28 protein-coding genes and 1 pseudogene are annotated in these 26,581 nt (G+C 62.5%); 19 read left to right on the top strand and 10 right to left on the bottom strand.

Annotated elements, in window-relative coordinates; translation table 11 throughout:
- Positions 1–2: 2 nt before the first annotated feature.
- The 4 genes from LB541_RS00540 to LB541_RS00525 all read left to right on the top strand — a co-directional run bounded on the left by LB541_RS00540 (position 3) and on the right by LB541_RS00525 (position 4,028).
- The gene (locus LB541_RS00540) at positions 3–893 is read left to right on the top strand and encodes an aminoglycoside phosphotransferase family protein (RefSeq protein ID WP_224617588.1); all 891 of its coding nucleotides are present in this window, start codon (positions 3–5) and stop codon (positions 891–893) included.
- 581 nt (positions 894–1,474) lie between these two features.
- On the top strand, positions 1,475–2,611 hold the full coding sequence (locus LB541_RS00535) for a porin (protein WP_140580884.1): 1,137 nt from the start codon (positions 1,475–1,477) through the stop codon (positions 2,609–2,611).
- A gap of 131 nt (positions 2,612–2,742) precedes the next feature.
- On the top strand, positions 2,743–3,513 hold the full coding sequence (recO, locus tag LB541_RS00530; protein WP_140494585.1) for a DNA repair protein RecO: 771 nt from the start codon (positions 2,743–2,745) through the stop codon (positions 3,511–3,513).
- Positions 3,510–4,028, top strand: coding sequence for a PaaI family thioesterase (locus LB541_RS00525; protein ID WP_140555803.1), 519 nt, complete (start codon positions 3,510–3,512; stop codon positions 4,026–4,028). Before recO ends, LB541_RS00525 begins: the two co-directional genes overlap by 4 nt.
- 45 nt (positions 4,029–4,073) lie before the next feature.
- On the opposite strand, the gene LB541_RS00520 is transcribed toward LB541_RS00525, so the two are convergent.
- Positions 4,074–4,538, bottom strand: a complete 465-nt coding sequence (locus LB541_RS00520; RefSeq protein WP_140580886.1) for an NUDIX domain-containing protein — start codon at positions 4,536–4,538, stop codon at positions 4,074–4,076.
- Between the two features lie 255 nt (positions 4,539–4,793).
- Between LB541_RS00520 and LB541_RS00515 the strand changes: the two are divergent.
- The 8 genes and pseudogenes from LB541_RS00515 (at position 4,794) to LB541_RS00480 (ending at position 12,775) form a co-directional block, all read left to right on the top strand.
- A pseudogene (locus LB541_RS00515) lies at positions 4,794–7,525 on the top strand (DUF2339 domain-containing protein).
- Between the two features lie 61 nt (positions 7,526–7,586).
- Positions 7,587–7,829, top strand: a complete 243-nt coding sequence (locus LB541_RS00510) for a type II toxin-antitoxin system VapB family antitoxin (protein WP_140494579.1) — start codon at positions 7,587–7,589, stop codon at positions 7,827–7,829.
- Positions 7,829–8,245 (top strand): type II toxin-antitoxin system VapC family toxin, encoded by a 417-nt coding sequence (locus LB541_RS00505; RefSeq protein WP_140494577.1) that lies wholly within the window; start codon positions 7,829–7,831, stop codon positions 8,243–8,245. The genes LB541_RS00510 and LB541_RS00505 overlap by 1 nt, the downstream gene beginning before the upstream one ends.
- Positions 8,246–8,402: 157 nt before the next feature.
- The gene (locus LB541_RS00500; protein ID WP_140494575.1) at positions 8,403–8,915 is read left to right on the top strand and encodes an RNA polymerase sigma factor; all 513 of its coding nucleotides are present in this window, start codon (positions 8,403–8,405) and stop codon (positions 8,913–8,915) included.
- A gap of 2 nt (positions 8,916–8,917) precedes the next feature.
- Complete coding sequence (locus LB541_RS00495; protein WP_140517812.1) at positions 8,918–9,709, top strand: anti-sigma factor family protein; 792 nt, start codon at positions 8,918–8,920, stop codon at positions 9,707–9,709.
- Between the two features lie 207 nt (positions 9,710–9,916).
- A complete protein-coding gene (locus tag LB541_RS00490; protein WP_140657959.1) occupies positions 9,917–11,014 on the top strand; it encodes a GNAT family N-acetyltransferase/peptidase C39 family protein in 1,098 nt (365 codons plus the stop codon).
- 5 nt (positions 11,015–11,019) lie between these two features.
- The gene (locus LB541_RS00485; protein WP_140494569.1) at positions 11,020–12,483 is read left to right on the top strand and encodes a RimK family protein; all 1,464 of its coding nucleotides are present in this window, start codon (positions 11,020–11,022) and stop codon (positions 12,481–12,483) included.
- Between the two features lie 19 nt (positions 12,484–12,502).
- Complete coding sequence (locus tag LB541_RS00480; RefSeq protein ID WP_140520682.1) at positions 12,503–12,775, top strand: DUF3303 domain-containing protein; 273 nt, start codon at positions 12,503–12,505, stop codon at positions 12,773–12,775.
- Positions 12,776–12,793: 18 nt separating this feature from the next.
- Here the strand turns inward: LB541_RS00480 and LB541_RS00475 are convergent, their stop codons facing one another.
- Entirely contained in the window at positions 12,794–13,711 is a 918-nt protein-coding gene (locus LB541_RS00475; RefSeq protein WP_140520681.1) for a LysR substrate-binding domain-containing protein, read from the bottom strand.
- A gap of 115 nt (positions 13,712–13,826) precedes the next feature.
- Here LB541_RS00475 and LB541_RS00470 point away from each other — a divergent pair, with 115 nt between their 5' ends.
- Positions 13,827–14,717 (top strand): fatty acid desaturase family protein, encoded by an 891-nt coding sequence (locus LB541_RS00470; RefSeq protein WP_140520680.1) that lies wholly within the window; start codon positions 13,827–13,829, stop codon positions 14,715–14,717.
- A gap of 9 nt (positions 14,718–14,726) precedes the next feature.
- Here the strand turns inward: LB541_RS00470 and LB541_RS00465 are convergent, their stop codons facing one another.
- The 3 genes from LB541_RS00465 to LB541_RS00455 all read right to left on the bottom strand — a co-directional run bounded on the left by LB541_RS00465 (position 14,727) and on the right by LB541_RS00455 (position 18,421).
- Positions 14,727–16,865, bottom strand: a complete 2,139-nt coding sequence (locus LB541_RS00465) for a putative bifunctional diguanylate cyclase/phosphodiesterase (RefSeq protein ID WP_140686394.1) — start codon at positions 16,863–16,865, stop codon at positions 14,727–14,729.
- Between the two features lie 69 nt (positions 16,866–16,934).
- Entirely contained in the window at positions 16,935–17,561 is a 627-nt protein-coding gene (locus tag LB541_RS00460) for an HD family hydrolase (protein WP_224617586.1), read from the bottom strand.
- Positions 17,561–18,421, bottom strand: a complete 861-nt coding sequence (locus LB541_RS00455) for a YgfZ/GcvT domain-containing protein (protein ID WP_140520678.1) — start codon at positions 18,419–18,421, stop codon at positions 17,561–17,563. Before LB541_RS00455 ends, LB541_RS00460 begins: the two co-directional genes overlap by 1 nt.
- Before the next feature lie 82 nt (positions 18,422–18,503).
- Here LB541_RS00455 and LB541_RS00450 point away from each other — a divergent pair, with 82 nt between their 5' ends.
- Positions 18,504–19,835, top strand: a complete 1,332-nt coding sequence (locus LB541_RS00450) for a dihydroorotase (RefSeq protein WP_140555787.1) — start codon at positions 18,504–18,506, stop codon at positions 19,833–19,835.
- Positions 19,836–19,887: 52 nt separating this feature from the next.
- Entirely contained in the window at positions 19,888–20,103 is a 216-nt protein-coding gene (locus LB541_RS00445) for a hypothetical protein (RefSeq protein WP_140555786.1), read from the top strand.
- A gap of 115 nt (positions 20,104–20,218) precedes the next feature.
- Here LB541_RS00445 and LB541_RS00440 read toward each other — a convergent pair whose 3' ends face one another.
- The 4 genes from LB541_RS00440 to LB541_RS00425 form a co-directional block, all read right to left on the bottom strand.
- Positions 20,219–21,013, bottom strand: a complete 795-nt coding sequence (locus tag LB541_RS00440) for a hypothetical protein (protein WP_181167196.1) — start codon at positions 21,011–21,013, stop codon at positions 20,219–20,221.
- Positions 21,014–21,082: 69 nt separating this feature from the next.
- A complete protein-coding gene (locus LB541_RS00435) occupies positions 21,083–21,340 on the bottom strand; it encodes a hypothetical protein (protein ID WP_008874920.1) in 258 nt (85 codons plus the stop codon).
- Between the two features lie 387 nt (positions 21,341–21,727).
- A complete protein-coding gene (locus LB541_RS00430; protein ID WP_140494550.1) occupies positions 21,728–22,102 on the bottom strand; it encodes a TIGR02301 family protein in 375 nt (124 codons plus the stop codon).
- A 62-nt stretch (positions 22,103–22,164) separates the two neighbouring features.
- Positions 22,165–22,599, bottom strand: coding sequence for an NUDIX hydrolase (locus LB541_RS00425; protein WP_140494548.1), 435 nt, complete (start codon positions 22,597–22,599; stop codon positions 22,165–22,167).
- 123 nt (positions 22,600–22,722) lie between these two features.
- On the opposite strand from LB541_RS00425, the gene LB541_RS00420 reads away from it, so the two are divergent.
- Positions 22,723–23,499, top strand: coding sequence for an SOS response-associated peptidase (locus tag LB541_RS00420; RefSeq protein ID WP_140517820.1), 777 nt, complete (start codon positions 22,723–22,725; stop codon positions 23,497–23,499).
- Positions 23,500–23,564: 65 nt separating this feature from the next.
- Here LB541_RS00420 and LB541_RS00415 read toward each other — a convergent pair whose 3' ends face one another.
- Positions 23,565–23,720: a hypothetical protein gene (locus tag LB541_RS00415; RefSeq protein ID WP_140494544.1), complete on the bottom strand. Its 156-nt coding sequence runs from the start codon at positions 23,718–23,720 to the stop codon at positions 23,565–23,567.
- A 416-nt stretch (positions 23,721–24,136) separates the two neighbouring features.
- Here LB541_RS00415 and cysS point away from each other — a divergent pair, with 416 nt between their 5' ends.
- The 3 genes from cysS to LB541_RS00400 all read left to right on the top strand — a co-directional run bounded on the left by cysS (position 24,137) and on the right by LB541_RS00400 (position 26,581).
- The gene (gene cysS / locus LB541_RS00410) at positions 24,137–25,585 is read left to right on the top strand and encodes a cysteine--tRNA ligase (RefSeq protein ID WP_224617577.1); all 1,449 of its coding nucleotides are present in this window, start codon (positions 24,137–24,139) and stop codon (positions 25,583–25,585) included.
- Between the two features lie 268 nt (positions 25,586–25,853).
- Positions 25,854–26,198 (top strand): endonuclease domain-containing protein, encoded by a 345-nt coding sequence (locus LB541_RS00405; protein WP_246674178.1) that lies wholly within the window; start codon positions 25,854–25,856, stop codon positions 26,196–26,198.
- Positions 26,195–26,581 carry a VOC family protein gene (locus tag LB541_RS00400; protein WP_224617575.1) on the top strand — a complete coding sequence of 129 codons (387 nt, stop codon included), beginning with the start codon at positions 26,195–26,197 and terminating at the stop codon, positions 26,579–26,581. Before LB541_RS00405 ends, LB541_RS00400 begins: the two co-directional genes overlap by 4 nt.

Below are 26,581 nucleotides of genomic sequence, written 5' to 3'. Positions count from 1 at the left end.
GGATGGATAGCAAGTCGAACATCGACGCAGCTTTGGTCAGCCGGTTGATCGCGGCGCAATTTCCTCGCTGGAGGGATCTTGCGGTTCGGCCGATTGAACCTGGCGGATGGGACAACAGAAGCTTTCGTCTCGGCGACGAGATGACCGTTCGGTTGCCCAGTGCCGCCGCCTATTCCCTGCAAGTGGAGAAGGAACATCGCTGGCTGCCGAGGCTGGCGCCGCTGTTGCCGCTGCCCATCCCTATACCGCTGGCGATGGGAGCCCCGGCCGAAGGCTATCCGTGGCATTGGTCCGTCTACAGGTGGATCGAAGGTGAGACTGCAAAGCGCGAGCGTATCGCCAACCTGTCGGAATTCGCGGCGGACCTGGCCGGCTTTCTGATTGCGCTGAAGCGGATCGACCCGGCTGGCGGACCGGGGCCGGGCCAACACAATTTCTTTCGCGGCGGGCCGCTGAACGTCTATGACGGCGAGACGAGACAAGCGATCGCGGCGCTCGACACCCGTATCGACGCCGGCGCGGCAAGCGCTGTCTGGGAAACGGCTCTTGCCGCCCCTTGGCAAGGCCCACCCGTCTGGTTCCACGGCGATGTCAGTTGGGGCAATCTTCTGGTTGAACACGGCAGGCTAAGCGCGGTGATCGACTTCGGCACCTCCGGCGTCGGCGATCCCTCATGCGATCTGGCGATTGCCTGGACGTTGTTCGAGGGGCAAAGCCGTGAAGTGTTCCGCGCTGGCCTCGGCGTCGACGACGCGACCTGGGCGCGCGGCCGCGGCTGGGCACTGTGGAAGGCGCTGATCACCGCCGCCGGCGAGATAGACGTCAACTCGGCCGAGATCGAACAATCCTGGCACGTGATCGACGCGGTGTTGGCCGACCACAAGCGCCGGTAATAATGACCCAAACCGTTGGCTGGTGGCTATCGACCAGGGACGCCGAGGTTCCGTTGGGTCGACTTCTCAGTTGGCCAGCGCGGATTCTTGCAGACGAGTCCGCCGACGTTGGATTGATCTTCCCATCATGGCCCATGGTCCGTCGCGGCGTGCCCGTGACCCGCTGAAAAGACTCCTTCGAGGGGATCGGCTTCGGTTTCACGTGGCTGGGGAATGGCTAGGTAGAAACGACCACGGAAGTGGATTTATTTAAGCGAAATTTCTCAAACAATCGGTATCCGTGGAATATCATCATAAAATTGGAGCATACAGGGAATTATTTCGGAAATATGACAATGTTCCACTTGTGCGGTTCCGTAATTTGAAGTGAATTCTCCAGTGATATTTCTGCAACACGGATTTAATCTATGTCATCAATCCCGAATGTTTGTGGAATTGTCATTGAAGGCGGAAGATTGATGGGTATGTTCGCCGCGAAAAGGGGACGCGGTGCGGGCCTTTTTCGTTGTGGTGAGGCGGGAAAATATATCCGCCAACCAAAATCCGAAGCCATTTTTAACTTTGACTGGAGAGGTCAGAAAATGAACATCAAGAGCCTTCTTCTCGGCTCAGCCGCGGCACTGATCGCGGTCTCCGGCGCTCGCGCCGCTGACGCTGTCGTCGTCGCCGAGCCGGAACCCGCTGAATACGTCAGGATCTGCGACGTCTACGGCGCCGGCTACTTCTATATCCCCGGCACCGAGACCTGCCTGCGCATCGGCGGCTATCTCCGCTATGACATAGGCGTCGGCGACAGCGGCACGCTGGATGGCGTCAACGACGTTGCCGATCACATGGACGGCGATAGCCACGACACCTACTACAAGAACATGCGCTTCGCGCTGAAGACCTGGACCGGCCAGGAAACCGAGCTCGGTACGTTGAAGACCTACACCGAGACTCGCTTTCAATTTGGCAACAGCAGCGGCGACTATGAGACTGGCGGCACTGGCTGGCAGGCCGGCAACAAGGCGACGACCCTCAACTTCGCCTGGATTCAGCTCGGCGGTCTGCGCGTCGGTAAGGATGAAACGGCATACGATTCGTTTATCGGCTATGCCGGCAACGTCATCCAGGACACGATCATCCCGTACGGTATCAAGGATACCAACGTCGTGCAGTACTATTTCGACGCTGGCAGCGGCTTCTCGGCCGTGGTCTCGCTCGAAGAAGGTACCGGCGTCAACACGATCGACAGCTATGTTCCGCATGTCGTCGGCGGCTTGAAGTACAAGGGCGACTGGGGTGCGGTCACCGGCGTCGTCGCCTATGACAGCAATTACGAGGAAGTGGCCGGCAAGGTTCGCTTGGACGTCAATGTCGGCAAGGAACTGACGCTGTTCGTCATGGGCGGCTACGGCACCAACGACAACATCAACGACTTCGGCACGGGCCGCACCCAATACAAGCCGTGGGGTGGAAACTGGGCGATCTGGGGTGGCGGCACCTACAAGTTCAACGACAAGACCTCGTTCAACGCCCAGATCTCCTATGACGACTGGAAGAACCTCGGCGTCGCTGCCAACGTCGCATACACGATTGTGCCCGGTTACACGATCACGGCTGAAGTCGATTACCTCAATGCAGGAAAATTCGACGACGCCGACTTCAACAACTGGACCAAGGCCGACAAGAAGAGCAGCGTCGGCGGCATCCTCCGCTTCCAGCGCTCGTTCTAACGGATCGACTGACCCCACCAGACCGCCCGCCGCTATGCTGCGGGCGGCTTTTTATGCACCCTTGCGAGAGCCAGCCCAGGCACCAAGCCCGTACCTTGATTTCGCCACCCGATCGGTGAAATGCTCCAGGCATGGAATGGCGCGACGAGGGAATCATTCTCGGCACCCGCAAGCATGGCGAAACCAGCGCCATCCTCGAGGTGATGACGCGTGCGCATGGCCGCCATCTCGGCCTCGTGCGTGGCGGGCGCTCGCGCAAGCAGCAGCCTGTTCTCCAGCCCGGCAACCGTGTCGACCTGCTTTGGCGGGCGCGCCTTGATGAGCACCTCGGCACGTTCCAGGCCGAAGCGATCGAGATGAATGCGGCCAGGTTGATGGAGAGTGCGGTCGCCGTGTATGGCCTGCAGACCATGGCCGCGCATCTGCGCCTGTTGCCCGAGCGCGACGCCCATGGCGGCCTCTACGAGGCGCTGTCGGTGATGATTGTGCATCTCGATGACGTCGATGCGGCCGGCGAACTGGTGGCCCGTTTCGAGCTCCTGATCCTCGACGAACTGGGTTTCGGTCTCGATCTCAGCCAGTGCGCCGCGACCGGCACGCGGCAGGATCTTGCCTATGTCTCGCCGAAATCGGGCCGAGCGGTGTCGCGGGAAGCCGGCGCGCCCTGGCGCGACAAGATGCTGGCGCTGCCGGCCTTCCTGCGTGGCTCCGGCCTGCGCGCCGATCCGGCGGCGATCCAGGATGCCTTCCGGCTCACCGGCTTCTTCTTCACCCGTCACGTCTACGAGCCGCGCGGCATCGAGCAGCCGGACGCGCGCTCCGGCTTCCTCGCCGCGCTGCGCAAGCACCACACGACAAAAGGCCTGTCGGGAGAAACCGCCGCGAGAGAAATCATCACATGAGCGAAGTGGAACTTTATCCAGGCCGGGTCTCGCCGCTCGGCCTCGGCACCATTCCGCATGCCGACATGCTTGCCTACACCGGCCTGGAACTTTTGCAGCGCATCATCGATGGCAAATATCCGGCGCCGCCGATTTCCTTCCAGCTCAGCTTCGCGCTGACCGAAGTCTCGGAAGGCCGTGCCGTGTTTCGGGGTGTGCCGAACGAGCGCCACCTGAACCCGTTGGGGGGCGTGCATGGCGGCTGGGCGGCGACACTGCTCGATTCGGCGCTTGCCTGCGCCGTGCAGACGCTGCTCGCAAAAGGCGAGGCCTATACGACGGCGGAATTCAAGGTGAACCTGACGCGGCCGATCACGCCCAGGACCGGAGAGGTGGTCTGTGAGGGCAAGGTCATTCACAAGGGCCGCACGCTGGCCGTTTCGGAAGCGACGCTGAAGGACGCCGGCGGCAAGCTGCTGGCTTTCGGCACCGAGACATGCTCGATCTTCCCGGCCTCCAATCTGGCGGCACGATAGGAATCGTCCTAAGGCGCACTGGGCGAGCGGTGATAACAGCGGATGTTATCCGGCATTTTGCCGTTCCACGAAATCGTCCAGGATCGCGCGCTGGCCTTTGAGTATCTTGAGACCGGCCTCCAACTCTGAAAACCAACCGGCCCGGTCCACTTCGGGAAATGCCTTCATGGATCCCGACCGTGGTGGCCACTCCATGGTGAACATGTTGCTTTTGATGGCATCGGTGTCGACGTCGGCCTCGACGCTCCACGCACTCACGATCTTGCCGCCAGGCTGCCGATAACTGCCGACAGGCTGGAAGTCGCCGTTGATGGCGACGCCGAGTTCTTCTTCCGCCTCACGTTGGGCGGCTTTCAACTCGTCCTCGCCTTCGTCGACGAGCCCTTTGGGGATAGACCATGCCCCCTCGTCTTTTCTTGCCCAGAACGGTCCACCCGGATGGACGAGCAGGAACTGGAGGGCCCCGGCGTTTCGCCGGTAGATCAGCAGTCCTGCGCTTCGTTGCGGCATACGTATTCCCATGACATCGCTTGGAGAACCCTTTGCGGCCAAGGTATCATAGGCCATCGGCTGCGGGTTTGGCAGGCAATGTTCCGGAAACCGGCCATTCGCAAGCGATGCCGAGGGCCAATGGGCGCAAGCCGCTGGCTTTCGACGCCGAAACATGCTCGATCTTTCCAGCCGCCGATCCGACGGCCGTTGGCTGGTCGTTTGCAGGCCACATTTGATTGTCAGTAGCAACTGGTCTGGTTTGGGGGAGCCGCCATGTTTGAAAGCCTGATCGGCCTTGTCGCCATCATCGCGCTGTTCGTCATCATTTCGCGCCAGCAGAGCCGCATCGGACTGATCGAGCGTGAGCTAGGCGCACTGCGGAGCCTCGTCCTTTCCGGCGCCGTGCCGCCTCTCGCCAAGCAGTCCGAACCGGCGGCGACCGAGGGCCAGCCGGCCGAAGCCGTTGTTGCTGCGGCCGTGGTCGTTTCGCCAACGGCCAGCGAGGCAGCCACCGGGCAGGCGCTGCCGGCTCTGGAAACCGACGCCGTGACGGACGAGGTCAAGCCGGGACCATGGACACCAGGCGAGGCGGCGCCCAAGGTAGCCGAGCCTGTCGCAGCGGTGAAAGCGCCCGGCAAACCCGATATCGAAACGGCGCTCGGCACCCGCTGGGCGGTCTGGGTCGGCGGTTTGGCACTGGCGCTGGGCGGCCTGTTTCTCATCCGCTACACGATCGAAGCCGGAATTTTCGGCCCCGGTGTGCGGCTGACCATGGCCGGGCTGCTCGGCCTTGTGCTGATTGCAGCCGGCGAATTCATTCGCCGCACCGGCTTCAGGGTGCCCGTGCAAGGCGCCGCAGGCGCCTACATCCCGGCGATCCTGACTGCGGCGGGCGCCTTCATCCTGTTTGGCGCCGTCTATGCCGCACATGGCATCTACGGATTTATCGGGCCGGCGCTCGCCTTCACGCTGCTCGGCGCCATCGGCATAGCGACGATTGCCGCCGCCCTTGTCCACGGCCAGGCGCTGGCTGGTATCGGCCTCGTCGGCGCCATGGGGACGCCGATGCTGATCGCTTCTCGGGCGCCCAATCCCTGGGCCCTGTTCGGCATCTGGCGATCGTGCTTGCCGCCAGCGGCGTCATTGCCCGCATGCGCGATTGGAAGTTGCTGATGACGGCGGCCTTTGTCGGTACCGGCATCTGGACGATCCTCTACATGACCGATGCGCCGGGCGCGAATTTATCCGTGATCCTGTTCGTGAACACCGTCACGCTGGCCGTGCTCGCCTTCGTCTGGCTCGGCCGCCGCAGCGACGAAAGCGGATCAGGCAGGGCTTTCGACTGGCCCTCCGTCGCGCCGGGCTTGTTTGTTGCCCTCTCGGCGCTGGACCTTTCGGTCGATGCGGCCTTCGTCGCTGCCGGCGATGCCTTGCCGGGAGCCGTCGTGCTCGCCGCGATGGTGGCCGTCGCGCTCTACCGCCCCCCGGCGCTGCCACTGCTCTATGCGGCGGGACTGGTGACGGTGCTGATCTATCTCGGCATCATCCCGCCGACTTCGATCGCTTCCGATTTTTCCGGCGACGTCTTGGGTATCGACGCCGTGCCCCTGGCGACATCGAACGCACTGACCTTGCGCATCGGTGTTGCGCTTGGCCTTGTCTTCATCGGCGCCGGTTTCTGGGCCGCCCGCAAATTTGCCGCCGCGCCCCACTTCCGCGCTGCGTCATGGGCGGCGTGGGGCGTCATCGTGCCGTTGGTCGTCCTGCTGGCACTCTGGTTCACGTTCGGCAATCTCGACCGCGATCTTGCCTACGCCGCCGTGGCGGCGCTGCTGGTCGTGGTTTTCGCTGCCGGCGGCGAGTGGATCGCGCGCGGCGAGCAACCGCCGTTGCAGGGCAGGGCGGCCGTATCCTTCGCGCTCGGCGGAGCCGCGCTCGCAGGCCTGCTGATGCTGCATATGGCCTTCAGTTCCGGCTGGACAACCATCCTGCTTGGTGCGGCCGCAATCGTGCCGGCGCTGGCCACACGCTGGCGTTCCTATCCGGTGCTCGGCTGGATTTCGGTCGGCGCGGTCGCGGCGGTGCTTGGACGTGTCATCTTCGATCCGACCGTCGTCGGTGCCGGGTTCCTGTCGACGACCCCGGTTTTCAACTGGCTGCTGCCGGGCTATGGCGTGCCGGCGCTCGCCTTCGCTTTCGCCGCCTGGCAACTGGCCCGCACCACCGACGGCCGGCCGCGCCTGGCCATGGAAGCTTCGGCGGCGCTGTTTGCACTGCTGACGCTTGCCATGCTGGTGCGCCACGCCATGCATGGCGGTGTCCTCAACAGCGATGCGCCCACACTTGCCGAACAGGCCATCTACACGCTGATCGCGATCGGCGCCGGCGCCATACTCGTGGCCATCGACAGGCGCTCGCCAAGTTCCGTGCTACGCTACGGGTCCATGGCGGCGGGCGTGATTTCGGTCGCCTTCATCGTCGTGCAGCATTTCCTGGTGCTGAACCCGCTCTTCACCGACGAGTCGACCGGGCAGATCCCGGCCTTCAACCTGTTGTTCCTCGCTTATCTCCTGCCGGCGGTCGCGGCCGGAGGGCTTGCGCTCTATGCCCGCAACAAGCGGCCGAAATGGTATGCCGCCATGCTGGCGCTGGTGGCGGCACTGCTTGCCTTCGCCTATGCCACGTTGTCGGTGCGGCGCCTGTTCAAGGGCGAGTTCATCGGCTTGTGGAGCGGCCTTGGCCAGTTGGAAACCTACACCTATTCGGCACTCTGGCTGATCATCGGCGTGGCGCTGCTGACCGCCGGCGTCTGGCTGAAATCACAGGTGCTGCGCATCGCCTCGGCCGCATTGATCGCGGTCGCCGTACTGAAGGTGTTCCTCTTCGACATGTCGGAGCTGGAGGGTGTGCTTCGCGCACTGTCCTTCATCGGCCTTGGCGCCGTGCTGATCGGCATCGGCCTGTTTTACCAGCGGCTTTTGACCAGGGCGGCGAAAGAGACTTGAGGGTTAGCATTGTTTGAATATTCAAAATGGAATATATGAATATTCCACGGGAGATATTCAAATGCCGCTCTATATCCGCGACGATGAGGTAGATGCTCTGGCGACGAAATTGCAGCGCGAGACGAATGCGCCGAGCAAAACGGAAGCCGTGCGAACCGCGCTTTTGCACGAACTTGAACGAAGCCGCGCCCGCAAACCGCTGCGGGAGAGGATTGCCGTTCTTCAAGCGCAAGCAGCGGCGTTGGGGCCGTCCGACACCACCTTCGACATCAAGGCATTCATGGACGAGATGTGGGAAGACTGATGTTTGTCGACGCATCGGTTGTCGTTGCAATTCTCGCCAAGGAATCGGGTTGGGAGGAATTGCTGAAGCGGATCGCCGACGTCGACGGTCAGCTGTACATTTCAGCGCTTGTTCGGCTCGAAGCTACGCTTGCCCTCGGGCGAGTGAATGCCGGTGCCAAAAAGCCGACTCCCGAAATGCTGTCTGCGGCGCGCGATCTGGTCGATGCGTTCATTGTTGAGATCGACGCTCGCAATGTAGCCATCAACGAGGATATCGGGGGGCGCGCCATTGATGCCAGCATCCGGTACGGCAAAGCGGTCGGTCATCCGGCCGACCTTAATTTTGGTGATTGCTTTTCCTACGCCTGCGCCAAGGCTCTTGATGTTCCGTTGCTCTTTAAAGGCAATGACTTTCTCAAGACCGATTTGGCATAGTTGGCCTCCTATTGATTGCGGGAATAAACCCGCCGCTTCCATCGTTACATCATTGCTTGGGTGACCGGGGCGGTGGACCGCTTCGCACTGGCTGCTTGCGTCGCGCCGCGAAGGCGCGTTCAATCTGATGAATAGGGCAATTCCGAAACCAGCGGTCATGGACGAAAAGAAGGCAGCAATCCTCGGCGAAATACCGCGCCTGCGCCGCTACGCACGCTCGTTGTTGCGCGACCGCGACGCCGCCGACGATCTCGTCCAGGACTGTCTCGAACGGGCCCTCATGCGGCTCGACAACTGGCAGACGGGAGAAAGCCCCAGGAGGTGGCTGTTTACGATCATGCATCATTTGTTCATTGACCAGATGCGCAAAGTGAACCGGCGCGGCGAAGCCGCGATGCTGTCGCTGGAAGCGGGCGAGGCGGTTGCACAGCCGGCCGAGCAGGTGGAAAGCATCGCCTCGCGCGAGATCGTCGACGCATTGCAGGCGATCAGCCCCGACCGCCGTGCCGCACTCGTCATGGTCGCGATCGAAGGCTTTTCCTATGCCGAGGCCGCCAACATCCTGGGAGTGCCGGCGGGAACGCTGATGTCGCGCATCGCGCGCGGGCGCGAGGAGTTGCGCGGACTGCTGGACGACACGGCACGCCGCCGTTCGATAAGGATCGTCTAGAAATGATCCGCCGCGATTTCTCCGAACGCGACATCCACATGGCACTCGACGGCGAGTTGCCGGCCGATGAGCGCGCCGCCTATGACGCATGGCTCGACGCCACTCCCGAGATGAAGGCGAAAAGCGCCCGTTTCATCGCCGACAGGACGGCATTGCGAGATGCCTTCGCTGGCGTGATCGACGAGCCGGTGCCGGTGCGGTTGCGCAAGGTGGTGCTTGGCGAGACGCCAGCCAGGACGCCAATGCCACGCTCGCGCTGGTGGCTTGCCGCCGCCGCTGCCGGTCTACTGGCCGCGGGCGGGCTTGGCGGCTACTTTGCCGGCAGCGACGGTATTGGCCGGGAAGATCAGGCCGAGGATCAGTTGGCCGAGCAGGCGATCGCCGCGCATGTCATCTATGCCGCCGAGAAGCGGCATGCAGTGGAAGTGCCGGCAAGCGACAAGGATCATCTGCTGACCTGGCTGTCCAACCGGGTCGGATTGAAGCTGGTTGCGCCGGACTTGACCGGCAGCGGGTTCCAACTGGTCGGCGGCAGGTTGCTGCCGGCTGGCGAGAGCAAGGCGGCAATGCTGCTCTATGAAGACGACAAGGGCGAGCGCATATCGCTCTTTGTAACGGCCGAATCGGTGGAGAACGCCAGGGGGACCTACGCTTCGGCGCAAGCCGGCCCGCAGGCCGTCTACTGGCTGGACAAGGGCTATGGCTGCGCTGTCGTCGGCTCAGTGCCGCGCGAGCAATTGGCCATCGTGGCCAAGAGCGCCTACAGCCAGCTTCTGGCCGGCCTGGCGAGTTGAACAGCATCGTTTTTTTGGCGGCGCCGCCTACTCGAAAACGGTGACCTGGTTCAAAGCCTTTGTCCTCCCGGGCTGGCGCCGAATCTGTCACAATTCGGCCCTAATCGAGGTGCGATAGCGCTGGATGGGCGCTGCCGTTCTGGGCTGGTGTCTGGACGTTTCGAATAGGGCCTTCATCACAACCCAATCGAGGTTTTCCAAGCCCGCATGCCTGCCGAGATCCGCACGGCCCGCGCGACTGACGTCGATGATCTCGCCGCCATCGAGAAAGCTGTTTTCTCCAGCGACCGCATTTCCCGTCGCTCCTTCCGACAGTTCATCGAGCGCGAGACCGCCGAGACGCTGGTCGCCGAAAGAGATGGCCGCGTCGCCGGTTATGCGATTGTGCTGTTTCGCAAGGGCAGCGGCGTGGCGCGCCTTTATTCGATCGCCACCAGTCCCTTTTTTGGCGCCCTCGGCATCGGCCGCCGGTTGCTAACGGCGGCGGAGGAGGCGGCCTTCGAACACGACCGCATGATGCTGCGCCTAGAAGTGCGGGAGGATAATGCCCGCGCCATCAGCATCTACGAGCGGGCCGGCTACCGCAAGATCGGTCGCGAACCCGATTACTACGAGGACGGCGCCACGGCGCTGCGCTACGAGAAGACTTTGCGCGGCGAACTTCCGGCCGCCACCAGCGTGCCGTTCTACCAGCAGACCTGCGAATTCACTTGCGGTCCCTGCTGCCTGATGATGGCCATGGGCAATTTCGATCACGACTTCGTACCGGACCCGGTCAGGGAAATTCGTCTTTGGCGCGAAGCGACGACCGTCTTCATGATGTCGGGCCCGGGTGGCTGCGAGCCGTTCGGCCTTGCGGTCGCCGGCTATGAGAGCGGCCTTGCGGCCGAGATTTACGTGTCTTTCTACGGCGCGTTGTTCCTCCAGTCGGTGCGCAGCGCGGACAAGCGCCGGGTGATGGAACTGGCCCAGGTCGACTTTCGCCGACGCGCGGAACTTTACGGCATCCCGGTGAATTACCGTTCATTCACCATCGACGACATTCGCGCCGCGATCGCGAAAGGAAAATTGGTGCTGGTGCTGATCAGCGGCTTCCTGATGTTCGGCAAGAAGGTGCCGCACTGGGTGTTGGCCATCGGCGACGACGGCGACCATATCCTGATCCACGATCCCTGGGTTGAGGACGAGAGGCAGGAGACCATCCTTGATGCCGCCAACATTCCCGTGCCTTACGGCATCTTTATGAACATGGCGCAGTTCGGCCGCGACGGACTGCGCGCCGCCATCACTCTGGGGAAGCGCTGATAACAATGACCTGGGTTATCTTAACTGGCCGGCAGAGCGATCTCGACCAGGTGGCGACACCGCACAAGATTATCACGAACCGCGACTATCTCGCGCATCCGGCGCTGTTTCGCGGCCAGCGTCCCAAAGTCATCAACCTGTCGAACAATTACGGCTACCAGAGCCGCGGCTATTATGCCTCTCTGCTGGCGGGTTCGCGCGGCCACAAGGTCATCCCGACCGTCGAAACCATGATCGATCTGTCGGAGCGCAAGCTTTACGAACATGCGCTGCCCGAACTGGAACTGGCGCTCAACAAGTGCCGTAAGGATCTTGGCGGCGCTTTTCCGGCGAAGGTCTGCATCTTCTTCGGCATTGGCCCGTCCAAGGTGTGGGACCGATTCGCCAAGCTCCTGTTCGACTGGTTCCGCGCGCCGGCGCTCGAGGTCCACATCAAGGATAGTGCCGAATGGGCCTCGATCCGCAAGATCGGCTTTCATCCCCTGGCGCGCATGACCGAGGAGGAGGAGAGCTTCTTCCTGCAATGCCTGGACACCTATACCAATCGCGAATGGCGCGACACCAAGGGCCGCACGCCGGCGCGCTACACTTTCGCCACGCTGGTCGATCCGCATGAGGAATTGCCGCCCTCGGAAATCTCCTCGCTGCGCTACTGGGCCAGGATCGCCGAAAAGATGGGCGTCGAAATCGAGCCGATCACCAAGAGGGACCTCGCCAAGCTCGCCAATTACGACGCGCTGTTCATCCGCGAAACCACCTCGATCTCCAACCATACCTATCGTTTCGCGCGCCGCGCCCAGCAGGAAGGCATGCCGGTCATCGACGACCCGCTGTCGATGATCCGCTGCACCAACAAGGTCTATCTCAACGAGCTGATGGCCTACAACAAGGTGCCGGTTCCGCCGACCGTGATGATAGCCGGCACTTCCGACCTTGAACTCGCGGCGCAGACGCTGGGTTTTCCGCTGGTGCTGAAAATCCCGGATTCCTCCTTCTCGCGCGGCGTCAAGAAATGCGCCAATTTCGAGGAATTGAAGACACTCGCCACCGAATGGCTGGAGGATTCCGATCTTCTGATCGCGCAGAAATTCATCCCGACCGAATATGACTGGCGTGTCGGCGTGCTCGGCGGCCAACCGCTGTTTGCCGTACATTACCTAATGGCCAAGAAGCACTGGCAGATCGTCAACCACAAGGCCAGCGGCAAGCCCGACCAGGGCGGCATCAAGACCTTCACGCTGAAGGAGACGCCGCCCCATGTCGTCGAGACGGCAGTCAAGGCGGCGCGCTGCATCGGCGACGGCCTCTACGGCGTCGACCTCAAGGAGACCAAGGACGGCGTCTTCGTCATCGAGGTCAACGACAATCCCAACCTCGATCATGGCTGGGAGGACTCCGGCGAGAAGGACGAGGTCTGGGTACGGCTGACGCAATGGTTCCTGGAACGTTTGGAGCGGCCGGGCCGATAATTATCCGATTGGGGCAGAGATGCTGTTTTTGGTGACCGAGGATTTTCGCGGCTGCGACCGCAAGGAGATCTACCGCCGCTTCCGCGATTACGGTCGCCTGAACCCCGAGGAGCTTCTGGTGCACCATAGCTGGATCGCGGCGGACATGAGCCGCTGTTTCCTGCTGGTGGAGACCGACGACGTCACGCTGCTGCAGCGCTGGGTGATCGAGTGGGCGGATCTGGTGGAGTTCGAGATCGTGCCCGTGGCGGCGAACAAGGACATGGTCGAGGCATTGAGCGGGCACCTCTGACCATCGCCGCTTGCCGGCTCAGCGGAGCGCCGGCGAGCCCACCGCGCGCTGGCATTCATCGACCAGCCAGTCACGGAACGCCGCCACGACGTCCCTTCTTGCGCTCCGCTGCGGAATCGTCAGGCAATAGGGCTGGCGCAGCGCAATCGCCTTGGCGACAGGCCGGACCAGCCGGCCGTCCTCCACGGCCTCGGCGCAATAGATCCCTTGCGCCAGCGCCACGCCCAGTCCCGAAATGGCGAGGTCGAGCGCCGCGCGCGAGGAGTTTGCCGATAGGCCGCGCTGAATGCCGCGCCCAGGCGCGATGCCGGCCGCCTCGAACCAGCTGCGCCATGAGGGAAAGGATGCGCCGGTCGGTCCCCAGTCGGTGTGGATCAGGGGCAGCCCGGCGAGCGGACCGCCATCCGCCTTCAGCACGCTGGCAAGCTTTGGCGCGCAGACGGGATAGACCGCGTCCTGGACAATGTCCTCGATCGGGTGCTCACGATAGTGCGGACCGTAGGAGAGCCTGACGTCGATCAGGTCGCGGTCGAACGACACCGGGTCGTCATCGCCCCTGAGAGATATGTCGACGGCACCGTGGATGGCGATGAAGCCGGCAAGGCGCTCGGAAAGCCAGCCCATGGCCATGGACGGAGGGACCGAGACAACGAGCCGCGGGCGGAACGCATCGCCTGCAAGCTGGCGCGAGACGCTGCCGATTTCCTGGAAGGCCATGGTCAATCGAGGCAGCATCTCGACGCCAGCCTCGCTCAGGACGACACGCCGGTTGGCGCGGTGGAAGAGCTTGCGGCCAACTTGCTCCTCGACGATGCGGATGAGCTGGCTGACTGCGGCGGCCGAGACCGATAGCTCTTCCGCCGCCGCGGCGAAGCTGCCGGTGCGCGCAGCCGCCTCGAAGGCCTGAAGACCTCGCAACGATGGCAGTGCAACCATGGCGGTGACCAAAAAGATAAGCTCAGCTTATCTATATTGCAGAAATCCTCGTTGTTAGAAAGGTTTCTTGCTGGGGTATGCTGACCGAATGAATTCAATCAGCCGGAATGCCCCTATGGATCATCGTGACGTGATCGCCTCGCTGACGAATGAGGAGCGCAGCCGGCTAACCGGCAAGTCGGATGGGCCCGGCCTTGTTCAGCTCGCTTTCCACCTCGGCGCGATCCTGCTCCTCGGATCGTTGATCGCCGCCAAGGTGCCGTTCTGGCCGCTGCTGATGCTGCCGCAAGGCATACTGATCGTGTTCCTGTTCACGCTGCTGCATGAGACGGTGCATCGCACGGCTTTCGAAAGGCAATGGCTGAACGACGCAGTCGCGCGTGTCTGCAGCCTGGCGATCGCGCTGCCGGCCGACTGGTTCCGCTATTTCCATTTCGCCCATCACCGTTTCACACAGGATCCCGAACGCGATCCGGAACTGGCTTTCCCGAAGCCGGAAACCTGGCGGCAGTACCTGGTCCACGTTTCCGGACTTCCAGTGTGGTTGGGGCATTTGAAGACGCTCTACGCCAATGCTGTGGGACGTTGCCAGGACAGCTACGTGCCCCCCAAGGGGCGTCCGAAGGTACGCGCCGAGGCGCGCGCGATGATTGCCTTCTACGCCGTCGTGCTGATGCTCGCGCTGTGGTTCAAGGCGAAGGTGCTGCTCCATGTCTGGATCTTTCCCGCGCTGCTCGGCCAGCCGTTCCTGCGGCTCTATCTGCTGGCCGAGCATGGCCGCTGCCCCTTCGTCGCAAACATGCTGGAGAATACCAGGACGACGCTGACCAACTGGGCTGTGCGCAAGCTTGCCTGGAACATGCCCTTCCATGCCGAGCATCACGCCTATCCGGGCGTGCCCTTCCACCGGTTGCCGGAGTTTCATGCGCTGATCGAGCGGCATCTGAAGGTTGTCGAGCCGGGTTATATCGGCTTCCATGAAAAATACATCGAGACGCTGCGCTGATTTATGGCGTCAGCCGGTCTGGCTGCGCACCGCGCTCGATTTCAACAGGTGCTGAATCTCCGCCGCCTTTGACGGCACGCCGATCAGATAGCCTTGCGCCTCCACGCAGCCGTTTCGGCGCAGCATGTCGAGCTGTGCTTCGGTTTCTACGCCTTCGGCGGTGACGGTGATGCCCAGTTCGGCGCCCAGTCCGATGATGGTGCGCACGATCGCTGCGGTGTCGAGATTGCCGATGTCGGAGATGAAGGAACGATCGATCTTGATCTTGTCGACGGGAAAGCGCCTGAGATAGCCGAGTGAGGAATAGCCGGTGCCAAAGTCGTCGAGCGCGATGCGGATGCCGAGTTCACGCAACTGTCGCAGCGTCTTCAGGACGGCTTTGCTCTCGTCCATCAGCACGGTTTCGGTGATCTCCAGTTCCAGTCGTCCGGCCGGCACGCCTGAAAAGGCCAGGGCGGAGATGACGCTGCGAGCAAAGCCGCCGCTTTTGAGCTGCACGGCGGAGACATTGACCGCAATGCGCAGGCCAGGTGGCCAGGCTGCCGCCGTCGCACAGGCCTTTCTCAGCGCCCATTCGCCAAGCGGCACGATCAGCCCGGTTTCCTCGGCGACCGGAATGAATTCGTCCGGCGCCACAGTGCCGCGCGACGGCGAATGCCAGCGCATCAGGGCCTCGGCGCCGACAATCTCGCCCGAAGCTATGGCCATGATCGGTTGGAAATCGAGATCGAATTCCCGGCTCGGCAGCGCCGTATCGAGATCGGCTTCGAGCGCCCGGCGCGCGCGCACCGTGGCATCCATGCCGGGCTCGAAGAAACGGTACAGGTTGCGCCCTTCGCTTTTTGCCCGGTAGAGCGCCATGTCGGCGTTTGTCAGCAATGTATCGGCGTCCCTGCCATCGCCGGGAGAAAGCGCGATGCCAACGCTGACGCCAACATGCATGTCCCGGCTCTTGTCATGAAATGGTTTGGCGATGGCCTCGACAATGCGTTTCGCCAGTTTTTCCGCGCTGGCCAGGCCCTCGACGTTGAACTGGACGATCACGAACTCGTCGCCGCCAAAACGGGCGACGATATCTGCGTCGTTGTCCACGCAGCGCAGCAGTCTTGCGGCCACGCCTTTCAGCAGCCGGTCGCCAGCCGGATGTCCCAGCGTATCGTTGACGACCTTGAAGCGGTCGAGGTCGAGCGAGAAGATTGCCAGCGGTCCCGCGGCCGCATCCTCCAGTGCCCGGTCGAGCCGGTCGCGAAACACCGAGCGATTGGGCAACCCGGTCAGCACGTCGTGATGCGCAAGATGGGTCATGCGCTCCTCGGCAAGCCTGCTCTCGGTCACGTCGTCGAAAGTGGCGACCCAGCCGCCGCCGCTCATCGGCCGGCGGGCAACCATCAGCGTTCGTCCGTCGGCGAGCCGGCGGGGGGTCGACCGCGTCTGGCCGGCCAGCACGCGAGCCTCGGTCCTCGAAACTTCGTCCTCGACATCTATGGGCGCATAGACGCCAAGCCGCACCAGCCGTTCGAGGAGTTCGCGGTGAGTCATGCCGAGCGGCAGATCCGCCTCGGTCACACCATAAAGCTCCAGGATGCGCTGATTGCGTACGATCAGCCTGCCGCCGGCGTCATACATCAGCAGGCCCTGCGACATGTTCGCGAGCGCCGCGTCGAAGCGGCGATGCTGTTCCTTGAGATCCTGTTCGGCGCGCCGCTGCTCGGTGATGTCTTCGTAGATCGAAACCCAGCCGCCCGATGCCAATGGCCGGTGCGAGATGCTGATGATGCGTCCATCAGAGAGCGCCTCCTCATAGGTCGAGGGTTTCGCTCCATCGATATAGGGCTTGCGGATGGCGTAAAGTTCTTCGGCGCTTTGCGAGGCGATGCCGACATCGACGCTGTGCCGCAGGATGTCGATGAAATGGATGCCCGGCTGCGCCACGTTGGCGTCGAGGCAGAAGATGTTGATATAGTTGCCGTTGCAGATGATCATGCGCTCGTCGGCGTCGAACATGCAAAGACCATGCGACATGTTCTCGACGGCGGCCGAAAAGCGTTCGTTTTGTTCGCGCAGTTCGTCTTCCATATCACGACGATCCACGCCTTCGGCCCCCTGTTCAGGGACGGTCGAACCATCCTTGTCGTCAACGACGGGCATGAGCGTGCCTGCGGCTCGTGATCGAACACCGCACTGTCGGCTGTTCCGGTTAATTTAGCGTTTTCTACCCTACGCCGTAGCAACCTTGCGCCGCGACTTCTCGATCGCGGAAAAACGCTTCAGGAAGGCATTCTGTGCCCAGGTTACCGAGCGCGGCGTGAAATCGAAGCGCTCGGCACTGAAGCCGCGTGGACGACCGAAGAACTCGGTCGCCTCCGCGGTCGAAAAGCCGGCGAGCAGCGTTGCCTCGAAATAGGCGGCGATCTGGTCCGCGCGCTTGATCTCCTTGCGCAGGCCGGCGCCTGGTTCCGGCGGTAGCGAGAAGCGCAGATGGATGGCGCGCTGCAAGCGCAGTTCACAGTCCTTATAACTGCCGCCCATCACCGATTTGAACGGCGAGATCATGTCGCCGATTACATATTCGGGCGCATCGTGCAGCAATGCCATAAGCCGGGCGTCCGCCGGCGCATCGGGCATCAGGTCGCAAAACAGCGCTTCCACCAGCAACGAATGCTGGGCGACCGAGAAGGCGTGCTCGCCGCGGGTTTGGCCGTTCCAGCGCGCGACGCGGGCGAGCCCGTGGGCGATGTCCGAAATCTCGATATCGAGGGGTGAGGGGTCGAGCAAGTCGAGCCGGCGGCCGGACAGCATGCGCTGCCAGGCGCGTGGCGGCGCACCGATGCGGTCGGCCGCCATCAGGCCTCCTCCGTGCCGGCGGCTTCCTGGGGAAAGCTGAATTTGGCGAAAGGTGGAATGGCCACCGTAACCGGCACGTCTCCGGCCAGGATCGGCTGGCCGGCGTCGAGCGCTGTCTTGACCCTGTCGATACGGGCGATGCCGAGGCCGATCGTGCCGGCATTCGAGCCGAGAGTGCCCACCGATCGCCCGTCGACGGTCAATTCGGCGCCGGCCTCAGGCAAGGCCCGTTCGGCCCTGACGATCAGCACCCGCCGCCTTGCCGTGCCACGATGCTGCATGCGCGAGACGACCTCCTGGCCGACATAGCAGCCCTTCCTGAAGCCGACGCCACCGGTCTCGTCGAGCAGCACGTCATGCGGGAAGGCGTCGCCGAGCTGGTAGTCGGTGCCGCTCTCGGCAATGCCATGCGCGATGCGCAAGGCCTGCCATGCGGCACCGTCGTCAGTCTCTTGAGCGCTGCCATAGGAGCGGGTGACGCTTTCATCGCGAAAGCGCCGGTCGGCCAGCACGGTTGAATCCTTTTGTGAGGGAGCTGACTCATTTCCCCAGGCAATGGAGACAAGCGTCTGTTCGGATTTGGCAATCTCGACCTTGGCGCGCAACTTGTACAGCATCAGCCGGCGTACGAAATCGTCAGCGATCTCGGCGCGGCATTCGAGGCGGAACGCGTTTTCGCCGGCCCGTGAGATCAGGAAGTCAAACAGGATCTTGCCTTGCGGTGTCAAAAGCGCGCCCGGTTTTGCCTCGCCGGCGCCGAGCGCGTCGAGATCGGTGGTCAGGATGTTCTGCAGGAAGTGTTCGGCATCCGGACCGGAGACGGAGATCAGCGCGCGGTCTTTCAGCAGGGCAAAGGGCATGGGGCGGATAAAAGCCTGATCTTGCAAAACAGATGGCCATTACGTAAGCCGCTGACACTTCCCCTGCAAGAGATCGATCAGCATGGCCAACACCTACGACCTCATCCTGACAGGCGGCATGGTGGTCAACCATGACGGCGAGGGGCAACGCGATGTCGGCGTGAAGAATGGGCGCATCGCCGCCATCGGCGATCTGCGCCAGGCCTCGGCCGGCGAGACGATCGACTGCCGGGGCCTGCATATCCTTCCGGGCGTCGTCGACAGCCAGGTGCATTTCCGCGAGCCGGGACTGGAGCACAAGGAGGATCTGGAGACTGGATCTCGGGCGGCGGTGCTCGGTGGCGTCACCGCCGTGTTCGAAATGCCCAACACCAATCCATTAACCACCAGCGAAGAAACGCTTGCCGACAAGGTCCGACGCGGCACCGGCCGTATGCACTGCGACTTCGCCTTCTGGGTCGGCGGCACCCGCGACAACGCCAACGATGTCGCCGAGCTCGAGCGCCTGCCGGGCGCGGCCGGGATAAAGGTTTTCATGGGCTCGTCCACCGGCGACCTGCTGGTCGAGGACGATGAAGGCGTCGCCTCGATCCTCAGGAACACCCGCCGCCGCGCCGCTTTCCATTCGGAAGACGAGTTCCGGCTGCGCGAACGCCTTGGCGAGCGCATCGGGGGCGATCCTTCATCGCATCCGGTCTGGCGCGACGAGATCGCCGCCTTGCGCTGCACCGAGCGGCTGGTGCGCGTCGCGCGGGCCGCCCGTGCCCGCATCCACGTCCTGCACATCTCCACGGCCGAGGAGATATTGTTCCTCGAACAGCACAAGGATGTCGCCACCTGCGAGGCGACACCGCACCATTTGACACTGTCGGCGGACGACTACAAACGGCTCGGCACGCTGATCCAGATGAACCCGCCCGTCCGTGCCCCGCGCCATCGCGACGGCGTCTGGCACGGAATCGCGCAAGGCATTGTCGACGTACTCGGTTCCGACCATGCCCCGCACACATTGGCCGAAAAAGCAAAACCATATCCGGCATCGCCCTCGGGCATGACCGGCGTGCAGACGCTGGTGCCTATCATGCTCGACCATGTCAATGCCGGTCGGCTGACCTTGCAGCGCTTCGTCGATCTTTCAAGCCACGGCCCGCAGCGCATCTTCGGCATGGCCAGGAAAGGCCGTATCGCCGCCGGCTATGATGCCGATTTCACAATCGTCGACATGAAGCGGCGCGAGACCATCACCAATGCACAAGCCGGCTCGAAGGCCGGCTGGACGCCTTATGACGGCAAGGAAGTCACCGGCTGGCCGGTCGGCACTGTCATTCGAGGCCAGCGCATCATGTGGGAGGGCGAGATCGCGACGCCGGGCCAGGGCAGGGCAGTGGAGTTCTCCGAAGCGCCGCCCGCATAGGCATTTCACATCGTTGGATTTCTTAGGCACGATCCACTAAGTTGAGTGGGTTATGCGCACAGATATCACGCCAATGATTGTCCCCGCTGAGTTTCCGGAGCTACACGCACTCGTCTGGAGCCGCGATGCAACGCGCCCGATTCCTGCCGAGGAAGCTTTCGCCATCTACGAGCGCAACTGGCGGTTTGTCGATCAAGAGCGCCTTACAACATCTGAAAGGCTGCTTATCCAGAACCTGACGGAAAAATTCGGCCAGGGCTTCTTTTGACCACTGGCTGAAGTTTCGTTTCCTTCCTGATTTCTCCGCAACTGGAATATTAACGGGCCCGATGCAGCCATTCGACGAGGCGATCCGCACGAATAGGCACTCGCGTGTCCGAGTTTCAGTCGCCGGCGACGAAAAACGTCCATTGCCCAGCGGGCGTGATGCCGACGCGGTAGAAGATGTAGGCGCCGAACTGCTTCATGTCGTCGAAGTCACTCGCGGTGACGATCTTGAACAGCTCGACCCGTTGCCTGGCGTCGAGCTTGTCCAGGGGTAGAGCGAAGAAATACGGCCAGACATAGAGCTCTTGTGGCGTCCCGGCATCGACATGGACATAGCCGGCATTGAGCACCTCCTCCAGTATGGCAAGAATCTCCTGGCCATCCTGGTCGCCGGAGAGCCCCTTGAGGAAGGTAATGGCATCGCCATCTATGTCGGTCAGTGACAATTGGGTCATGCCGTCGCCCTTGCCGATCAAAGGCCTCAGTCTTTCGACGTCGCCGCTCTCGCAGGCTTCGATGATCAGGTCATGCATGCGCCGCACCGGTTCAGGCAGCTTGCCGAGGTCGTAGACGACCTCCGGCGTGGGCGCGTCGGGATCGACGCGCGGCCTGTTGGTGGCACCGTCGCCGTTCGGCGGGGTGACCGGCTCGGCCTTGTCCGGAGTGGTTGGCTGGCTGGTCGAAGATGGCGTTCCGACCGGATCGGGTATCGGCACGGTGCTTCCCGGCGACGACACGTCGTCGTCCACCATCGGTTGGACCGGCGACGGGAATTCTTCGCGCTTGATCTCGCTCAGCGCATAAGCGGGGCTGCTTGCCAGACACGCAACCAAGGGAATTGCGGCACTGCACGCGGCGAAACAGATGCAAAGGACCAAGCCGCGCGGCTTGCCTGACATCGAAAAATCCACTGCCCGTTTCTCCCTGCTTCCGGGCATGATGCCCGAGCGGCATTTGCCGTCAAAGAACCGGACGTCGGTTCAGTGCCGCAGCCGTTCGGGTTCGAAGGCGCCAGCAATGACCTTTTCACGCATGCGGTCGAGCAGGGCAAGGGCCGATGTCTCGCCGTTGGCGCGCAGCATTTCGCCGAACGCGGTTTCAAGCGCCGCTTCGGCGATGATCTCGGGTTCTATGCCTGCCGAAAGACCTTCGGCCCAGGCCTCGCTGTGGCTCTCCACCGCGGTCAGGCGCTTTTCTTCCCTGACCAGCGCGTCGATGTCGTTGACACCATGTTCCATAAGCGATGTCCACCCTTGCAAGCAGCGATCCGTCGATGGATCAGGCTTGATCTGTTCCGTTTACACGCAGCCGCAAATAAGTCTTTGTAAATACGACATTTTTTTGATCGTTCTTTACAGGAGGCCGGTTGCGCTTGCGAAGCTGCATTCAATCCTGGTCAAACTTAGCCGATTAGGCGTGCCTGCGGGGTGAAAACCTTCAGTTTGAGTTAATTCCACATCCGCGCGCTAACGTTTCATTAACGCTGTTGCATAAGCGCAACAAAAGGATTGCACCATGACAGTTCTCGACACAAGCTGGATATGCCCGCAGTCGTCGCCAATGGACCGGATATCTGTTGATGAAGGCCGGATGCGCTCTTGCGAGGGCACTTTGGGCGATATGCGCTAGTTGCCGTAGCGCGAGGCGATGTCGCGCGACAGGGTCTCGCCTTCCTTCATGTAGCGGCCGATGGCTTCGGTCGCCGACGCGGTGCATTGCGTGTAGGTGCCGCCGAATGAGCGGTAGCCGCGATTGAAGCTGGCGATGAAGCGGGCGCGCCGTTGCGGATCCGGGTTCTCCGATTCGAGCAGCTTCTGCATCTCGCCGCGCCACTGGTCGCCCTTTTCGCCGCACAGATTGCGCAGGAAATGCAGCGACCCCAGAACCTCCGCCAGCCGCATCAGCCCCGGTTCGAAGGGTGCCTCGGCGCTGAACGCCGGTCGTGCCGCCACAGGGCTGACGGCAAGGCATGTCGCGAGAAGGAGAGGAAGGCAACGCATAAGTCAATCTGGCCAAACAATTTGCCGCCTGCAAGGCGATTGTGCCGGGCGAATTCCGGATTTCAGGGTCGCTCAGGGGTTTGCGACGGCCGTCCGAGCAGTTCCTCGGCGACCGCGAGCACCGAACCGGCAAGCGGCAGATCAGCCATTTCGGCCAGCGTGTAGAAGGCGGCGGTCTCGGCGTCGTCGCTGGCCACGGCCTCGCCGCCGGCATGGGCCGCACCGAATACCGTCAGCAGGTAATCGACCGGATGCCCGTCGAGCGTGCCGTCGATGAGGATTTCGCGCAGCCGTCGGTAGTTTTCGGCCTGCAATTGCGTCTCCTCCAGCAATTCGCGCCGTGCCGCCTGTTCCAGCGTCTCACCGGCTTCGACCTTGCCGCCCGGGAATGCATAGAACCCTTGCGAGGGTTGTCGCGCCCGCTTGACCAGAAGCACGGCGTCGCCGCGCACAACGGCGACCGAGACCGCGGGAATGACTTTTCGCACTTCGTCCATGGATATCCGATCGCCCTGATTTACGGCAGCCTGTTGTGGACCGGCCGACGCCGGACAGCTTTAGCGGTTGCAGTGCTGCTGTTCCATCGCCACTTTCGAAACCGGACATCAGGACCAATAGACATGTGCGGACGTTTTGCCTTGACCGCGACACCGGACCAGACAGCCGCTTTCCTCGGGCTGGCGGAGGTGGAGCAGTTTCCTACGCGCTACAATATAGCGCCGACGCAGCCGGTGCTGATGGCGATCTCAGGCCCGCCGCGGGCGCCGGGTTCCAACCTGCCGGACCGCCGGCCGATGCTGGTGCGCTGGGGCCTGATCCCCGCCTGGGTAAAGGATGTCGGCGAATTTCCGCTGCTGTTCAACGCACGCTCCGAAGGCGTGATCGAAAAGGCCTCGTTCAAAGCCGCCATGCGCCATCGCCGGGCGCTGGTGCCGGCATCAGGTTTTTACGAATGGCGCCAGGCGCGGCCCGGAGAGGCGGGCGGCAGGAAGGGGCAGCCTTACTGGATCAGGCCGCGGCATGGCGGGTTGGTCGCCTTTGCCGGGCTGGTTGAAACCTATGCGGAACCGGGCGGCTCGGAGTTGGACACCGGCGCCGTTCTGACGGTCGAGGCCAATGCCGACATCGCGCATATCCATGACCGCATGCCCGTGGTGATCGCACCTGAAGACTTCACCCGCTGGCTCGATTGCCGCGGACTTGAGCCGCGCGACGTCGCCGACCTGTTGCGGCCGGCGCAACGCGACTTCTTCGAAGCGATTCCGGTCTCCGACCTCGTCAACAAGGTCGCCAACACCGGGCCGGAGATTCAGGAGAAGAGGGAGATCGGGCCCGAGCCCGAGAAGGTCAAGCGCCGGAAACCCGGCGCGGACGACAGTCAGATGACGCTGTTTTAGCAGGAACTCTGTTCGAGGTGCGGTTTGGCGCCTCGTTCCGACCCTTGGGCCGATCGCGCACTGCTTCAGGCAGCGCGGGGCGATACGATTTTCTGCACCGGCTTTTTCTTCTTCGCGGTGTGGAGCAGGGCGGCGACGATCGCGGCCGGGCCGATTGCGCGATAATGGTTTGCCAGCGCTGGTTGCTTGGCGCGGTTGGCTTCCTGCTTGCTTCGAGGCATGTGTCTCTTCCCAGATAACGTTTCCGTGTCTGCGTTTGGCGGCCGAATCCGACCAAATCGTGACGCAGGTTGATCTAGCCGGCGTATGTTTCATGACTGTGCCGACATGTTTAATAAAATGTTTCAGTGGCTGATTCCGTGTGATCGGGCGACGCATTTGCCGGTTCTGGCGTCGTTTTTCTCGGGATAAGCGACTTGACGGCAACACTGGCCAAGGCGATAAAGCCGCCTATGAAAACGTCTTTCGCCATTTGTGGCATTTGCATTATTGGCTAGCTTCGCGCTGGTCCGGACGTTTTCGCCTCATCTTCCCCTAGATTGGACAAACGCCCCGGCCAGCAGGCTGGAGTCCGTTTTGCGCCTCGGCGCGGAACTGGCTTCATCCAGGCAAAAGTTCTGAACCGGAAAGGCATGGAATGTCTGACGCATCGAAGGGCCTGCGCCTCTACAACACGCTGACGCGCGCGAAGCAGGATTTCGTCCCGATCGACGCGCTGAACGTGCGCATGTATGTCTGCGGTCCGACCGTCTACGACTTCGCCCATATCGGCAATGCCAGGCCGGTGATCGTCTTCGACGTGCTGTTCCGGCTGCTGCGCCATCTCTATGGCGAGATGCATGTCACCTATGTGCGCAACATCACGGATGTCGACGATAAGATCAACGCACGCGCGCTGCGCGATTTCGGCGGCGAGATATCAGCCGGCGGACTGTCGCTCAACGAGGCGATAAGGCGGGTGACGGAGAAGACCGCGGGCCAATTTCACAAGGACGTCGCGACGCTCGGCTGCCTGGAGCCAACAGTCGAGCCGCGCGCCACCGAGTTCGTCGAGCCCCGCGCCGACGGCAAGGCAGACATGATCACCTTGATTCAAAGCCTGATCAAACGCGGCCATGCCTATGTTGCCGCAGGCGAAGTGCTGTTCGACACCGCTTCGATGCCCGACTACGGCCAGTTGTCGAAGCGAAATCTCGACGAGCAGCAGGCGGGTGCTCGCGTTGCAGTCGAGGCGCACAAAAAGAATCCTGGCGACTTCGTGTTGTGGAAGTTGTCGTCCCCGGAGGAGCCGGGCTGGCAGAGCCCATGGGGCAGGGGCCGGCCGGGCTGGCACATCGAATGCTCGGCCATGTCCGCCGCCTATCTGGGCGAGGTCTTCGATATTCATGGCGGCGGTCTCGACCTGATCTTCCCGCACCACGAGAACGAGATCGCCCAGTCACGCTGCGCGCACGGCACCGATGTGATGGCCAACATCTGGATGCACAACGGCTTCCTGCAGGTCGAAGGGCAGAAGATGTCGAAGAGCCTCGGCAATTTTTACTCGATCAACGAGCTGCTGGAGACCGAAACGTTCGGCGGCCGCAAATGGCCCGGCGAGGTGCTCAGGCTGGCTATGCTGATGACCCATTATCGCGAACCGATCGACTTTTCCGTGCGCAAGCTCGAGGAAGCGGAGAACACGCTGCGCAAGTGGAAACGCGCGGCCGATCTGGCGCCGGCGGTCGGGCAATTGCCGGACGAGGTCGTGCAGGCGTTGTCGGATGATCTCGCCACCTACGCCGCCTTCCAGGTTTTGACCCAGTTGGCCGGCGAGGCGGTCGACTTCGGCGGCGATGGCGAAAACGCCGCCGCGGCCTCGCTGAAGGGTGCGCTTGCCTTCCTGGGTTTCGATGTCGGCGCGGCCAAGGTCGACGAAGCCGCGGTCGCCAAGGCGATCGCCAGGCGCCTGGAATTGATCGCCGCCAAGAACTGGGCCGAAGCCGACCGCATCCGCGACGAGTTGTTGGCGCAAGGCGTACAACTGAAGGACGGCAAGGACCCGGTCACCGGCGAACGTGTGACGACGTGGGAGGTGAAGCGGTGAGGGCGACTGTTCTTGTGGCGGGAATGGAGAGGTTGGCGCGAAGCACCCCCCTCTGTCCTGCCGGACATCTCCCCCTCAAGGGGGGAGATTGGATATCACCGAGGCTTTCGCCAATCGCTGACGTTGGAGGTTGGGCACCGTCAGCGAAACTGCCGATCTCCCCCCTTGAGGGGGAGATGTCCGGCAGGACAGAGGGGGGCGCCTCGCCGTGATCCATTATCGTGTGTCTCCTGTCAATCGAGGCAATGCGCGCAAGATGCGCAAGGCTATGACCGACGCCGAACTGAAGCTTTGGAATGAGATACGCGCACACCGACTCATGGGGCTGGCGTTTCGACGTCAAATGCCAATAGCGGGCTACATCGTCGATTTTGCTTGCCCTAACAGGAAGCTGATCGTTGAGCTGGATGGTTCTCAGCACGCCTCTCATGAGGTCTCGGCGTCTGACACCGCGCGAACAGCCAAGCTCACAGCGCTCGGCTGGACCACCCTGCGCTTCTGGAACGATGACGTGATCCGCGATATCGACAATGTCTGTCAGCATATCGTGATTGCGGCCGGCCTGGCTGGCGCGGAAGTGCCGGAACCAGCAACGGAGGAGTTCGTTTCATGATCGACCATCTCGGCATCGACGTTGCCGATTTCGAGGCTTCGAAGGCTTTCTATGACAAGGCGATGGCGCCGCTTGGCGCCTCGCTGCTCCATATGGTGCCGCTGGAATACACCGGCGGCGCCAAGGTCGGTGGCTACGGCCGCGATCGGCCGGTGTTCTGGCTGCAGGAAGGCAAGGAGGGGCAAAAGGCCCGCCAGCACGTTGCCTTCACCGCGCGCAGCCGCGCCGAGGTTGATGCTTTCCATGCTGCCGCTCTCGCCGCCGGCGGCAAGGACAATGGCGGGCCGGGCCTGCGCCCGCACTATCATGCGGACTACTATGGCGCCTTCGTCTTCGATCCCGACGGCAACAATGTCGAGGCCGTCTGCCATGATGCGGAGTGA

Source organism: Mesorhizobium sp. BR1-1-15 (genome assembly GCF_020165475.1).
GTDB lineage: Bacteria > Pseudomonadota > Alphaproteobacteria > Rhizobiales > Rhizobiaceae > Mesorhizobium.
Note: the sequence above shows the minus strand (reverse complement) of the source record. Positions and strands in the feature narration are given on the sequence as shown.